Origin of the sequence: Coleofasciculus sp. G1-WW12-02, assembly GCF_040219735.1 — a bacterium.
GTDB lineage: Bacteria > Cyanobacteriota > Cyanobacteriia > Cyanobacteriales > Coleofasciculaceae > Coleofasciculus.
The window spans coordinates 12,493-27,053 of record NZ_JAVJRX010000203.1 but is presented as its reverse complement, the minus strand read 5'-3'; the positions used below and the strand labels follow the sequence as shown (position 1 = coordinate 27,053).

Here is a 14,561-nt window from a genome sequence, read left to right as displayed (position 1 = left end):
AGAATTCTAGAACATTTCAAAGAAAGGATTAGTCAAGGGCGACACGAGTCAATTGAATGGATACAATTGTTACTTGATGCCAACAGTCGCCCCTCCACAAAGACCCAAGGTGACATGTTCCCCAGAATTCCAGTCGTCTTTAGACGACTTGAGCTATAAGCCAAGAACTTGAGTTCTTGGCGGGTGTCGGGGCTTACCGAATATCTCAGTAAAATTCAACACCAAATTACCCGCATTTTTCACTTCTTCTAACAGTATTTTTGTACAACATTTTTGAGCCTGACGACATGGAACCTGTTATTTTCCAAGAACGTGAAAAGCAAATTCACCGCAAGGGGAACCAACCATTTGACCTTGAATGTAATAAAGACAGCCTTGCTGGTGCAGTTAGCCAACGGGCTTGCGTCTTTTGTGGTTCTCGCGTCGTTTTATACCCAATCGCTGATGCGGTTCATTTAGTTCATGGACCTATCGGGTGCGCGGCGTATACGTGGGATATTCGCGGGGCGCTTTCATCGGGTCCTGAATTGCATCGGTTGAGTTTTTCCACTGACTTACAAGAACGCGATGTCATCTTTGGTGGTGAGAAAAAACTTTATCAGGCGTTAACGGAACTGATTGACCGACATCACCCTAATGCAGCGTTTGTTTATTCTACCTGTATAGTGGGCATTATTGGCGATGATTTAGAAGCGATTTGTAAGCGAGTTAGCCAAGAAAAAAATATCCCGGTAATTCCCGTTAAATCAGAAGGGTTTAAGGGCAACAAACGGGCGGGATACAATGCCGCTTGTACCGCTATGTTCCGCTTGGTCGGTACAGGGGATACTACAGGAATTTCTCCACGCAGTATTAATATTTTGGGCGATTTTAATTTAGCCGGAGAAATTTGGATTATCCGTGAATATTTTGAACGCATGGGTATCCAGGTTGTTGCCAACATCACAGGCGATGGTAGAGTTGGGGATATTGCGCGATCGCACGGCGCTGCACTCAACGTGGTTCAGTGTTCTGGGGCGACGATGGACTTAGCCAAGATGATGAAGGAGAAGTATGGAACTCCTTTTCTGCGAGTATCTTATTTTGGCGTAGAAGACATGGCAGAAGCCTTGTATAAAGTTGCCCGATTCTTCGAGGATGACCCAGAAATTCTCAAACGCGCTCAAGAATTAGTGCGTGAAGAATTAACGCTGTTGTATACTAAACTGCAAGAGTACCGCAAAGACTTGCAAGGTAAAAAAGCGGCGATTTATGTTGGCGGTGCGTTCAAAGCTTTTTCCTTAGTTAAAGCGTTCCGACTTTTAGGCATGGATGTGGTTATGGTTGGTTCGCAAACGGGAACCAGCGAAGACTACCGAGAACTCCACGAAGTCACAGATGAAGGCACAATTATTGTTGATGATTCTAACCCCTTAGAACTATCAGCATTTTTAAAAGAAAAAGATGTTGATATCTTTGTCGGGGGAGTAAAAGAACGACCCATTGCCTATAAATTAGGGCTAGGGTTTTGCGACCACAACCACGAACGCAAAGAAGCGTTAGAAGGGTTTGTGGGAATGGTTAATTTTGCCAAAGAAGTACATAGCACTGTCATGTCTCCGGTATGGAGATTCGTACCGCGCAAAAACCATTCTTAGCTTCAATATTCCGCCTCTTCCTCATCCGTTACCTAATTCGCTGCCACCGATTGACCCATGTCTAAGAAACTCAAAATTAAACAAAAAACAGAAGCTTACGTTTCCACAACTAACGCCTGTAAACTGTGTAAACCTCTCGGCGCTTGCATCGCGTTTCGAGGTATTGAGGGAACTGTGCCATTCCTGCATGGATCACAAGGCTGCGCCACCTACATGAGGCGTTATATCATTAGTCACTTTCGCGAACCCATTGACATCGCCTCATCTTCATTGAGTGAAAAACACGCCGTTTATGGCGGAGGACCTAACCTGAAAAAAGGTATCCTCAATGTCATGGATAAATATGGCGCAAAAGTTGTGGGAATTGCCACCACTTGCTTGACTGAAACCATTGGTGATGATGTCACAGGATTTTTGAAAGAGTTTAAGGAAGAATTTGGTGACAGGGAATTGCCAACCTTATTGAATGTCTCCACCCCCAGTTATAGTGGCACCCATATCGAAGGCTTTCATGCCACAGTAAGGGCAGTTATTGATCAATTAGTTGAATCGGAAACAGTCGAACCCGCAACGTCTTCCCAATCCCCAGGAGTCGGGGCGGGTTTAGTCACATCTGGGCGAACAGAAAAAGATAGTAGTGAAACCCGCCCCTACACACTCAACAGGTCCAAAGTCAATCTTTTACCTGGATTAGTCTCTCCAGCCGATATCCGTTATTTAAAAGAAGTTCTCGATGATTTTAATCATCCGGGAATTATCCTACCGGATATCTCAGAAACCTTAGACGGACCAGCGCAAATGGACTATGAAAAGATTCCGGAAGGGGGAACGCCAATTGCAGCAATTCAAAGTATGGGACATTCTAGCGCCACGATTGAGTTCGGTCAAGTGTTGCAGCGTAGTGGTAATTCTGGGGGTCAACTGCTAGCTGAACGCTGCGGTGTTCCCCTGTACGCCTTGGGTATGCCGATTGGGTTGCGAGAGTGCGATCGCTTCTTTGACGCCCTAGAAGAGGTTTCTGGTTGCGCTACACCAAGAAAACATGAACTAGAACGGGGACGGTTAGTTGATGCCTATGTTGATTCCCATAAATATCTATTTGGTAAGCGGGTGGTTGTTTATGGGGAAGAGGATTTGTGTGTCGGGTTAACGGCGTTTTTAGCCGAAATTGGCATGAAGATAGTCTTATGTGCTTCAGGGGGAAATAGTGGACATTTTGCCGAAGCAATTCACGCGGTTACTTCTGATATTGTTACCGAACCGCCAATCATCAAAGAAGGATTTGATTTCTATGAAATTGCCGAAGAAATCGAAAGCCTAAACCCCGATATGTTGATTGGCACCAGTAAAGGATATTCCATAGCCAAACAACATCAAATTCCCCTGATCCGGGTAGGCTTCCCAATTCACGATCGCTTTGGCGGACAGCGGATGCTACATCTGGGTTATCGCGGCACTCAGAACCTATTGGATCGGATTGTGAATGCAATTATCGAGAAGAAGCAAACCGATTCACCTGTGGGGTATGGCTATCTCTAGTTTTGTCATTTGTCATTTGTTTAAAAGTCACGATTTAACCATTTGTTACTGACTTAGTTTAGAGAGTGTTTCTCTAAATTCAACTCATCACTTCAGGAGATAAAACCATGACAGCTACAGTTAATTTGGAAAATCACCCTTGTTTTAATGTCAAGGTAAAAGGACAGTTCGGACGAGTTCATTTGCCTGTGGCACCTAAGTGCAATATCCAATGCAATTATTGCAATCGTAAATATGATTGCGTCAACGAAAGTAGACCCGGTGTAACCAGTACTATTCTTTCTCCCGCCCAAGCCGCTTTTTACATGGAAAAGGTATTAGAGAAAGAACCGAGAATTAGTGTTGCTGGAATTGCTGGTCCAGGTGATCCCTTTGCGAATCCAGAGGAAACCTTAGGCACAATGCGCCTACTGCGGGAAAAGTTTCCCGACTTAATTCTCTGCTTGGCAACCAATGGCTTGAATCTCAAATCCGAGTATATCGAAGAAATTGCCAAAATTGGCGTCAGTCACGTTACCGTTACCATCAACGCAATCGACCCTGATATTACTCGCAAAGTTTACCGTTGGGTGAGGGATGAAAAGTCAGTGTATCAGGGACTAAAAGGCGCTCAGTTACTCTTAGAACGCCAATTAGCCGCCGTTAAAGGACTGAAAGCCGCAGGAATTACGGTAAAAATTAACTGCATTGTCATGCCGGGAATTAATGATCATCATGTGGTGGAAGTCGCCAAAGCTATGGCAGAATTGGGGGCAGATTTATTTAATGCCATGGCGATGTATCCCACCGCAGAAACGCCATTTGAGGGATTGACTGAACCCGATGCAATTATGATGGCGAAAATCCGCAAAGAATGCGAGGAATATTTACCGCAAATGCGCCATTGCACGCGCTGTCGGGCAGATGCCGTGGGACTTTTGGGCGCGGATCAGTCCGAGGAATTCCACGGTTGTTTAATTGCTTGTTCTAAGAAAGTTATTCCCATTGAAGAAAAAGAACGTCCCTATGTGGCTGTGGCAAGCGTTGAAGGAATTCTGGTGAATCAGCATTTAGGTCAAGCGGATCAGTTTCAGATTTGGCAGAAAACCGATCAAGGCTTTACCTTAGTGGAAGAACGCCTCGCCCCTGAACGGGGAAGTGGTTTTGAACGGTGGCAAAAAGTCGCTAATATGCTTAAAGATTGTCGAGCGATTTTAGCGAGTAGTATTGGCGATAACCCTAAAGAAATTTTGACCAAGTGCGGCGTGCTTCCCGTGGAAATGAGCGGTTTTATTGAGACGGGATTACAAGCGGTTTATGAAGGAAGTGATTTGTCAAAGTTGAAGGGTAAACGGCAAGTTGCCGCCGGTAAAGTTGGAGAATGTACCGGGAGTGGCTTAGGTTGTGGTTAAGGTTTAATTATTCTTTCACAAATTGTGGAATAGGTTGTAGGTTGGGTTGACCTAAGGAAACCCAACGAAATCAAGGGCTAAAGCCCTTACTACAAGCAGGGCGCACAGTCTGTGCGCCCCTACGATTCAGGGCGGCTGCTAATTGGTGAAAACTGAGAATTTGGGACAACCTGTGTTCAATCACGCACCCTTTAATCCGTTGCCACCATGACATCTGTCGCTTTAACAACAGCATACGCTTCCTTACCCTCGGCAAGACCGAGCCGTTCCGCAGAAGACTTGGTGATAATTGCCGTCATTTCCACCCCAGGAGCAACTTCTATAGTCACCTCACTGTTAACGGCTCCAGGTATAACCTTTTTTACTGTCCCTTTAAAGGTATTGCGAGCGCTAACTTCCATAGTTCAATCCCTGATTTAGTCATTGGTTAACCAGCTAATAATACCAAAAATTACTGGATTTGCTGATTTCGCTGAATAATTTTATAAAAACAGCTAATTGTATTATTTTACTCACTTTTACCCTCGCAAAACTGATATAGCCAAAACAGACTACCGAAGGCAAAAATGCGGCATAAGTAATGGTTTTTATCTCACAGCAGTTACTACAGCAGTTAATCCAAGAAGACGTTCCCTATTTTGATTTAACCACTCAGGTGCTAGGAATTGGCGATCGCACAGGGACAATCCGCTTTACCACTCGCGCCAAAACCGTTCTAGCCTGCACCGAAGAAGCCGCCAGTATCTTACGCCAAACTGGGGCAGACGTGACAGCAATCTTGGCAACGGGTCAAATCTTAGACGCAGGAGTCCCCTTTCTCAGTGCTACCGGAAACGCCGCCGCCTTGCATCTGGCTTGGAAACCTACCCAGAATTTACTCGAATATGCCTGCGGAGTAGCTACCAAAACCTACAATCTGGTGCAAATAGCACAAGCGGCGAATCAGGATGTGATGCTCTATACCACTCGCAAAGTTATCCCAGCAACTAAACCCATCGCCGTGAAAGCCATCTTAGCGGGTGGAGCATATCCCCATCGACTGGGAGTTTCGGAAACTGTTTTAATCTTCCAACAGCATCTCAACTTTTTGGGTTCAATTGACCAACTAATTCAGCAACTACCCGTCATTAAGCGCCAGGTTAAGGAAAAGAAAGTCATTGTTGAAGTTAAAGATATGGCTACCGCCTTTAACCTAGCCACTTCAGGCATTGATGGGATTCAATTTGACAAAGTAAATGTTGAGGCATTAGCGGAGGCAATTCCCCAGATTAAGTCCATGAATCCAACGCTGATTACTCTGGCTGCTGGCGGGATTAATGACGCTAATATTGCCAATTATGCGGCAACGGGCGTAGATGGGTTAGTCTTAACCGCTCCCTATTATGCCAAGCCTGCTGATATCCAGGTAGAAATTGAGCCGAAGTAACAAGTAGAGACGTTCCGGCGGAACGTCTGTACAAAGCTGTTCCCAGATGTGCCATGGGCTTCTGTGCAATCAATGTTTGGCAATCATTAGTACGATGATCCTATCAACACCTTTTGTACCTTTACTACACCTCAGTCATTAGCTGAGGCAACAGGGAAATGAAAAAACGACTTGTTCTCTCAATGGTTTGGATGGTTGCGACATTCTTAATCGTCGTGGGTTGTTCTCAAATGACACCTCCAAACCCTTCTGCAACGTCACCCGAATCTGTAGAACTCACGGTATCAGCAGCGGCTAGCCTCCAGGATGCCATGAAAGCGATCGCGCCGTTGTATACTCAAGAACAAGCTAACGTTACCATTACCTATAACTTTGGCTCTTCCGGTTCTCTGCAACAGCAAATCGAACAGGGAGCGCCCGTAGATGTCTTTCTCTCCGCCGCGCCGAAACAGATGAACGCTTTGCAAGAGAAAGATTTGCTGTTAACGGATACGCGCAAAGACTTATTGAAAAATTCAATTGTTCTGGTTACACCAAAGGATAAGACAGATATTTCTGATTTCAAAGAATTGAGTACCGATAAAGTGAACAAAGTGGCAATTGGCGACCCGGAAAGTGTACCCGCTGGACAATATGGAAAGGAAGTCCTCACTTCACTGAAGTTATATGCACCCATCCAAGGTAAACTGGTTTTTGCCAAAGATGTGCGCCAAGTTCTCTCTTATGTAGAAACCGGAAATGTTGAGGCAGGTTTAGTCTATGCCACGGATGCTAACGTATCAGATAATGTCAAGGTTATCGCCACAGCACCAGAAGCGTCTCACGCATCAATTATTTATCCAGTTGCGGTATTAAAAGAGAGTGAAAATCAAGATTCAGCGAAAGCATTTGTGCAGTTTCTCTCAACTGAACCTGCTAAAACTGTGTTTAAGGAATATGGTTTCAGCTTGGCTAGCGATTAACGGTTTCAAATATAGAGTTTCCTGATCGAATGAGATACTATGCCTTGGACGCAAGCCTTGCGCCCCTACTATTGTAAATGTCCTTCCCCAACAGCCAACTCCCTCTGCGTACCTCTGCGCTTACCTCTGCGTACCTCTGCGTTAAAAAAATAATCCTGCCATTTCACCGTTTAATCAAGGCGAGTTCATAAGTTTAGTTTATAGACTAAAGCTCCCTACTACGGACCTAAGGTATAAAAAGATAGTTAAACTACAGAAAACGCCAGGAAAAGCTGAGATATTATCAATCGAACCATCCCACAACCTTCTCGCCATAATTCGATTACTGGACTGGTGGAATGCCCTATTCAGATTTATCTCCGCTGTGGATTTCTTTAAAGACTGCATTTGTCGCTACAATCTTCACTTTCTCAGTGGGAATTGCCGCCGCCCGATGGATGTATAGCTATGGCGGTAAAGCGAAAGGATTAATTGATGGTTTGTTTACCCTTCCTTTGGTGCTACCGCCGACGGTTATCGGTTTTCTCCTACTGCTACTACTAGGCAGAAATAGTCCCGTTGGACAACTGTTAAAGCAATTAGGAATTACGGTAATATTTTCCTGGTCAGCTACGGTTATCGCGGCTACAGTTGTGGCGTTTCCCTTGATGTATAAAACGGTACTGAGTGCCTTTGAACAAATTGACAAGGATTTGATTCACTGCGCTCGGACATTAGGGGCATCAGAATGGCGGATTTTTTGGCAGATTCTCTTACCTTTGGCATTACCTGGCGTTGTTTCGGGAACGATTTTAGCGTTTGCCAGGGCTTTAGGAGAATTTGGTGCCACATTAATGTTAGCCGGTAGTATTCCGGGTAAAACTCAAACTATGCCGATCGCGATCTTCTTTGCGGCGGAAGCAGGTAAGATGGGAGAGGCGTTGAATTGGGTGTTGCTGATGGTCGCGATCGCACTCTTGGTAATTGCTGCAATCAACTACTGGTCAGGAACACAGCACTCCGCCAAGTGGCACGCGATCGCACATTGGTTATCCATCGCCACAGATCGTGTGGCAAATGTATTCTCATTCTTTAATTATGCCACAAAAAACCCTTCAGGCTATCGCCGTCCCCCCTTGCTAAGGGGGGATTACAGGGGGGTCAGATATGGCGAGAAAGGACTTTTTGTCAACCTGAAAAAGCACTTACCTGGGTTTACATTAGAAACTCAATTAGAAGCCAATGGACAGCCATTAGGACTCTTAGGCGCTTCCGGTTCTGGCAAAAGTATGACACTGCGCTGCATTGCCGGGTTAGACTCACCCAACCAGGGGCGAATTGTTCTCAATGGACGAGTTTTATTTGATTCGCAACGAGAAATTAATATTCCCAGTCGCCAACGCCGGATTGGTTTTGTGTTTCAAAACTATGCCCTATTTCCCCATTTAACCATCGCCCAAAATATCGCCTTTGGTCTGCAAGATTTGCCCAAGGCTGAACGCAGACAGCGTGTTGCCAAATATATAGATATGATGCAGTTGCAAGGGTTAGAAAACCGCTACCCTGAGCAAATTTCTGGCGGACAGCAGCAGCGAGTTGCTTTAGCTAGGGCTTTGGCAATTCATCCAGAAGCCTTACTCTTAGATGAACCTCTTTCCGCCCTGGATACTTATTTACGCAGCCGGATTGAAAAACTGCTGATTGAAACCCTGTCTACTTATGATGGTGTAACTTTATTTGTTACTCATAAGCTAGAAGAAGCCTATCGAATCTGCCATAATTTGCTCATTCTTTCCCAAGGAAAGGTTATTGCTAATGATGCCAAAGAGAATATTTTCGAGCGTCCTCCTAGCTTTGAAGTCGCACAGGTTACTGAATGTAAAAACTTTTCCACCGCCCGGAGGATTGAACCCCAAAAAATTGAGGCGCAAGATTGGGGCTGTACGCTTCAGGTGGTTGAACCGATTCCTGATTCATTAACTTATGTGGGAATTCGCGCCCACCACCTCACCTTCCCCAGCCATCCCGATGCAGAGAATACCTTTCCCTGTTGGCTGGTTATGACCAGTGAGACACAACACCGGACAACGTTATATATCAAACTACATCATCCTCCTGATCATTCCCAACACTACCACCTGCAAGTTGAAGTCTACAAGGAAAAATGGGCAGATCTCAAAGACCGCCCCTTTCCCTGGTATGTTTGTTTAGATGCGCTGCGACTAATCTTGATGGAATAATAGCTAACTATTATGTCCGGAAACCTTGACAAAACCTGGGATCTGCATACTTGTCACCCCAGGTATTCTTCTGTATAACAAAAGGTTAAAATAGGGTTAAAATTACAGAACGTCCCTCATGCTTAGGGACGGGAAACCAGATACTATTTGGCTAATGCTCAAGGTAGGAACCTTAATTCGGGTTATCCACCCTGAATATGCTGCGGGTATTCAGGGGATTATCCAAGGTCGTGAAGAGTCAGGACGTTGGGTAGTCTGTTTAGAAAAAAATTTAGTTAATCCGAAAGACGTTCCTTTGATTGTGTCTCTGGATGAATCTGACTTTGAAGTGATTCAGCCTGAGGAGTCGTGAGGTTAATTTTTGAGCAGCTTGTTTGCATTAGTGCGTCTCTAGTTCATTAATTGTAAAATTTTTTAATTTTATAGTAATAAATTGCAACAGTTCTCAGGAAAAAATCATCCCAAAAAGATATCTCAAATACAAAAAACTACCGGATAGGCTGAGATACTACCCATGAGATGAGCTATCTCATGCCATTTCCTTGGAACATGGCACTGAATATTTACCCCGGCAAACCTTTCTTTAGTCAGGGTAGGTAGCGTAAGGGGTAGGGTAGAGCAAGTGCAACTTTATCCAGAATTGGTATTACCCAGGTTTCTAATGGAGGTCAGCCAAGATGTCTCAAGACAATGTGATCAATTTACTCGAAGCAGGCGGAAAAGATAAAACCTTGCGAGCTAAATACGACGCACTCAAAACCAAGGAAGAGTTTGTAGAAATGGCGGCTACTGATGGTTATGAGTTTACCGTGGTTGAACTGGAGGCTGTTTTGAACGAAGCTGGGGACTCGTGGGAGGAGTCAGGCTTTCCACCCCGACGCTTGATTTGGTGGTAGGTTATCATACCAAATCCGGGTTAGCTAACCCCGTTATCAACCAGTCCGCGCAGGCGGACGAAAGTTTGTATAGCAGCGATTTCAATCGCCTTGAGCTATAAGCCCGGAGTTTAAACTTCGGGTGGGTGTCAGGGCTTAACTCGTAAACTTTCTTCCTGTCGCTTGAGTGCGGCTAAAAGTTCAGCATTTTGCAGAATAACGCCAACTTGATTATTGAAGATTTGCATATATTTCTGATCACTTTCATCAAAACTGATTTGGAAATACTCCGGGGCGGCTTGGGAGAACCCATTATTCTCAAATTCCCAAAACTCGCCCGGTTTACGCTTATTCACCAATTGCGTCACCCCCAGCAAATCCCCATCGGGACTAAAAACAGGCATACAGAGTAAACTACAGGTGCGATACCCTGTCTTTTGATCGGTTTTCTTTGCCGTTTCTGAGTTAAGATGATCATACAAATCAAAGGGAATATTCAAAGGTTCCCCCGTCATCGCAACTTGACCCGCATACCCTTGTCCAATGGGTACACGTAATTCTCGGAGTTCACCGTCGTCAAAACGAATTTTTGTCCACAATTCCCCCGCTAAACGGTTAACTAACCATAACGTGCTGCGATCAGCATTTAATAATTGTTTAGCTGCTGTCATTACCCGTTGTAAAATATCTTCCATCTCTAGAGAACCTTGAACACAACGGGCAGCTGCCATCAATGCGGCGGCGACTCGTTGTCCGCGTGCTGTTTTATGATAGGAACGGAAGCTTTCCAAAATCATTTGAATCAAGGGCGCATTTTCGGCAAATCGTTCTTCATCGGTTCGGGTAAATCCCTGTTTATCAATGCGTTCAGATAAAGCCGCCGTGGGATTAGCCACCCGCTTTAATTTGTTGAGTAACTGAACAACGGCGACTAACTCCCCTTGCTCATTTAAAAGGGGAATCGCCAGCATGGTATAAGTACGATATCCGGTTCTTTTATCCTGTTCCTTTGCCATCTGCGATCGCGGATCATCATAGAAGTCAAAAGAAATGTTAATGGTTTGCTGTAACCGCGCCACTTCCCCGACAATTCCTTTATCTGCACTCATGCGAATTTCCAGGGAACCACTCCCTTCATCTTCAGCAACAATTGACCAAAATTCTTTCTTTTCTTCGTCGAGTAAGAAGATAGTCGTGCGATCGGCACATAAGGATTTCCCTGTCTTTAACGTAATCGAACGCAACGTACCATCAAGAATATCATCAAACCCCTGATTATCCATCACCGCATTCAGCATCGCCAGGGTTTGACTGACCACATTTTGCTGCTGACTCTCGGCTTTTTGCATAATCCGCTCAAATTTCTGAGCATTTTGCAGCGCTACCCCCGCCTGAGAGTTGAAAATCTGCATATATTTTTGACTATTGGTGTCAAAACTTGCCTGAAAACATTCCGGTGCTTGGGGCCAATCTGCGGGGTTATAATCGGGAAATTGCCCCGGTTTGCGTTTATTGACTAACTGGGTTACACCGAGTAACTCTCCATCGGGACTAAAGACAGGCATACAGAGTAAACTACAGGTGCGATAGCCTGTTTTTTGATCCGTTTCCTGGGCTGTGGTTGAATCAGGATGATCGTACAAATCAAAGGCAATATTCAATGGTTCCTGAGTTTGGGCAACTTTCCCCGCAAACCCTTGACCGACTTGGACTCGTAGTTCCCTCATCGAACCATCTTCAAAGGGAATCTTTGTCCACAACTCCTGCTTATCTGCATCTAATAACCAGAGGGTACTGCGATCAGCATTCATCAATTTCTTCGCCGCATCCATAACTCGTCCCAGGATTTCTTCGGAATTTAAACTGCTATGAGACAGGGAATGAGTGGCTTCAGTTAGGGCTTCAGCGGCTTGTAACCGTTGGGTTAATTTATAACAGTATTGGCATCGCTCTAAAATGCGTAAAATAGTTGGCGCATATTCATCTAACTGAGTTTGATCGGTGAGGGTAAACCCCTGTTGATCAATGCGTTCCGATAGAGGCGCTTGGGGATTGTTAAACCGTTTCAGTTTATTGATCAGTTGAATCACAGCAATCAAATTATGCTGTTGATTGGCGATGGGATAGACCAATTCATTGTAAATCGCATAGCCGTTCGTTTGATTGAGTTTATCGGGAATGGTGTCGGGGTTCTCTTGGCGAAAGTTAAAGGGAATCTCACTAAATTTTTTAAAGTTGGTCAGGCGGGCTTCTGTTTCTTTATTGGTGAGGATTTGAATATCAGGAAAGGTTTTTCCTTCATTCCGGGCAATAATCGACCAAATCTGATTTTGCTGATCATCAATAAAGATAATCGTCGTCCGATCCACGCTCAATGCTTCTCCCATTTTTAGGGTAACTGAGCCTAAAATTTCATGGAGAATATCGGCAAAATCCTTCCCCTCCATAAAACTCAGCATAGACAGTAGTTTTTGCTCTTGTTGGGTAACAATTTGCTCAAAACTAGCCTGCAAATCCGCTAAAGCTTTGTTTACCCAACTGTCATTAAAAATGGCGGCATAGATGCGATTACAAACTCTCAGTTTTCCTTCCTGCTTAATCGCCACCCCAGATAAACACAATTCCCGTTGTTCAGAACTATCTGAGGCGTGAAGCTCCCCCTGTTGTAAAATTTGCTGATAAAGCCCCAAGAGTCCCCGATTTCGCTGTCCAATTCGGAAGAGGCGATCGCGGATGGTTTTCAGATGGGGCGGTTCATCGGTGGCTTCCCAGTTTTCCAGGATGCGCTGCTGGACTATTTGCGCTACCCATTCATCTTCTTTTCCCGGAGTCGGGGAGGAGTCGCTATTGATAATTAAATGGCAGAGTTTTTGAGTGAGAAAGGGTTGTCCCCCCGTCCACTCTAAAATAGCCGCTAAGATAGTTGGGGCTTGGTTATATTTATCAGCTAATCCAGCGGCTAAGGGTTGAGCTTCCGCTAATTTAAACCCCTGCAATTCAATCCCATGACCCAGGTTAAAGGGGGTACGTTTTTTATCTTGAATTAAATCTGAAGGAGTGGCTACACCAAACAGGGCAAATGTGAGGCGATCATATTCATTACAAGCCCGCAGCACCGCAAAAAAATCATCGGTGCGAAAGTTTAAACTGAGGATACTATCAATTTCATCAATAAAAATTACCACCCTTTGGGGGATAGACTCCAGCAGCACTTGTTCGATAAACTCACTCAAGCGTTGAATAGGGGGTAGATATTCGCGATCGCGCAACCACGCCCTTAAGTTAAACCCCCGTAGCGCCGGAAAACTCGTCACCAACCGTCTCATCATCCCCGCATACCACTGATCGGCTGTGATATCCTGGGAACCGATTTTGGTCAAATCAATCGCCGCACAAGCAAAACCCTCCCCTTGCAGCTTATGCATCACCCGCACCCGTAAACTGGTTTTACCCATCTGGCGGGAATTAAGAACATAACAAAACTCCCCCGCCTTTAACCCCTGATAAAGTTCCGTGTCAGCCTGTCGCACCACGTAGCTAGGGGCGTTGAGTGGGAGATGACCCCCAACTTTGTAGGGGGAGGTGATGGGTTGGGCTTTACTCATGGGGATTGCAAGAGGAGGTAGAAGACACCAAATGACGGATTCGAGTTGCGGTTCTCAGATTAAGGGTACATCTCTACCACTGTGCCAAATTTTCAGGAGTATTACTCCCATTAAACCACCTTGGGTTTAAACCCAAGGCTAAAAGCTCAAGTCGTCTAAAGACGACTGGATAAGAGTTTCAGTCGATTTTAATGAACTTGAGCTAGTTTATCAAAGCCTTATACCGCAAGAACTAGGAAATTTGCGGATATATAAAAAGGCTTTTTGGCTTGACTACATAAAGTGGTTTGTCGTGGAGATGTATTTTTTTCGCTAGGGTTTAACTTTGGCGTACCAACTCACTCGGTTCACCTGGATAAAAGCTATCCTCTAAAATTTCTGCTAAATTATAGGGACACTCTGCTGGAAAAGTACGTATGGGGAGTTCGGTTTCTCCAACAGCTAATAGAACGCCTTTAGCATACGCTTTCTGGAGTGCTTCTTCCAGATAGGGTTTGAGACTGGGATTTTCTTCGAGCAATTCAGACACATCCAGACGCTGTAGACGAATCGTCGCCAGCCAACTCCGACTACGGCGTTGCGGTTGGTACTCCCATTTCAACAAATGTCCAATCAGCACCGTCAACCGATTTCGCAATTCCTGGCGTTGCTGTTTTCCCAAGGATTCAATCTCCTCAATCAGATTGCCCAAATCAAGCTGACTCCACTGCTGTTGGCGGAGTAACGACGCTTGTTCCTGCGTCCAAGCATAAAAATCGGTTTCGTAGAGGTTGGGTGTAGGTATTGCTGTCTGTTGGTTCGTTTCTGGCACTGGCATCACGATTTTCCCACCTCAACGTCTCTCTATATAATAGTAGAACTGTTCTATGTAGACGCGATCGCGAGGCTCCCCAGGTGGAATCGCTAC

Annotated in this window: 11 protein-coding genes; 8 read left to right on the top strand and 3 right to left on the bottom strand. The window is 45.0% G+C overall.

Annotated elements, in window-relative coordinates:
- The first annotated feature begins 287 nt into the window (after window positions 1–287).
- The 3 genes from nifE (at window position 288) to nifB (ending at window position 4,567) form a co-directional block, all read left to right on the top strand.
- Window positions 288–1,637 (top strand): nitrogenase iron-molybdenum cofactor biosynthesis protein NifE, encoded by a 1,350-nt coding sequence (nifE, locus tag RID09_RS31900; RefSeq protein WP_446340011.1) that lies wholly within the window; start codon window positions 288–290, stop codon window positions 1,635–1,637.
- A gap of 57 nt (window positions 1,638–1,694) precedes the next feature.
- Window positions 1,695–3,176 (top strand): nitrogenase component 1, encoded by a 1,482-nt coding sequence (locus RID09_RS31895; protein WP_446340009.1) that lies wholly within the window; start codon window positions 1,695–1,697, stop codon window positions 3,174–3,176.
- A gap of 107 nt (window positions 3,177–3,283) precedes the next feature.
- Window positions 3,284–4,567: a nitrogenase cofactor biosynthesis protein NifB gene (nifB, locus tag RID09_RS31890; RefSeq protein WP_446340007.1), complete on the top strand. Its 1,284-nt coding sequence runs from the start codon at window positions 3,284–3,286 to the stop codon at window positions 4,565–4,567.
- Between the two features lie 191 nt (window positions 4,568–4,758).
- On the opposite strand, the gene RID09_RS31885 is transcribed toward nifB, so the two are convergent.
- Window positions 4,759–4,968: a TOBE domain-containing protein gene (locus RID09_RS31885; protein WP_446340005.1), complete on the bottom strand. Its 210-nt coding sequence runs from the start codon at window positions 4,966–4,968 to the stop codon at window positions 4,759–4,761.
- A gap of 179 nt (window positions 4,969–5,147) precedes the next feature.
- Here RID09_RS31885 and modD point away from each other — a divergent pair, with 179 nt between their 5' ends.
- From modD to RID09_RS31860, 5 genes are all read left to right on the top strand, one after another.
- The gene (gene modD, locus RID09_RS31880; protein WP_446340003.1) at window positions 5,148–5,993 is read left to right on the top strand and encodes a ModD protein; all 846 of its coding nucleotides are present in this window, start codon (window positions 5,148–5,150) and stop codon (window positions 5,991–5,993) included.
- Between the two features lie 158 nt (window positions 5,994–6,151).
- Window positions 6,152–6,955, top strand: coding sequence for a molybdate ABC transporter substrate-binding protein (gene modA / locus RID09_RS31875; RefSeq protein WP_446340001.1), 804 nt, complete (start codon window positions 6,152–6,154; stop codon window positions 6,953–6,955).
- Window positions 6,956–7,293: 338 nt separating this feature from the next.
- Entirely contained in the window at window positions 7,294–9,174 is a 1,881-nt protein-coding gene (modB, locus tag RID09_RS31870; protein WP_446339999.1) for a molybdate ABC transporter permease subunit, read from the top strand.
- A 154-nt stretch (window positions 9,175–9,328) separates the two neighbouring features.
- Window positions 9,329–9,526: a hypothetical protein gene (locus RID09_RS31865; RefSeq protein WP_446339997.1), complete on the top strand. Its 198-nt coding sequence runs from the start codon at window positions 9,329–9,331 to the stop codon at window positions 9,524–9,526.
- Between the two features lie 325 nt (window positions 9,527–9,851).
- Window positions 9,852–10,070, top strand: coding sequence for a Nif11-like leader peptide family natural product precursor (locus RID09_RS31860; RefSeq protein ID WP_446339995.1), 219 nt, complete (start codon window positions 9,852–9,854; stop codon window positions 10,068–10,070).
- Window positions 10,071–10,198: 128 nt separating this feature from the next.
- Here the strand turns inward: RID09_RS31860 and RID09_RS31855 are convergent, their stop codons facing one another.
- Complete coding sequence (locus RID09_RS31855) at window positions 10,199–13,654, bottom strand: GAF domain-containing protein (RefSeq protein ID WP_446339993.1); 3,456 nt, start codon at window positions 13,652–13,654, stop codon at window positions 10,199–10,201.
- A 319-nt stretch (window positions 13,655–13,973) separates the two neighbouring features.
- Window positions 13,974–14,471 carry a DUF29 domain-containing protein gene (locus tag RID09_RS31850; protein ID WP_446340013.1) on the bottom strand — a complete coding sequence of 166 codons (498 nt, stop codon included), beginning with the start codon at window positions 14,469–14,471 and terminating at the stop codon, window positions 13,974–13,976.
- Between the last annotated feature and the right edge of the window lie 90 nt (window positions 14,472–14,561).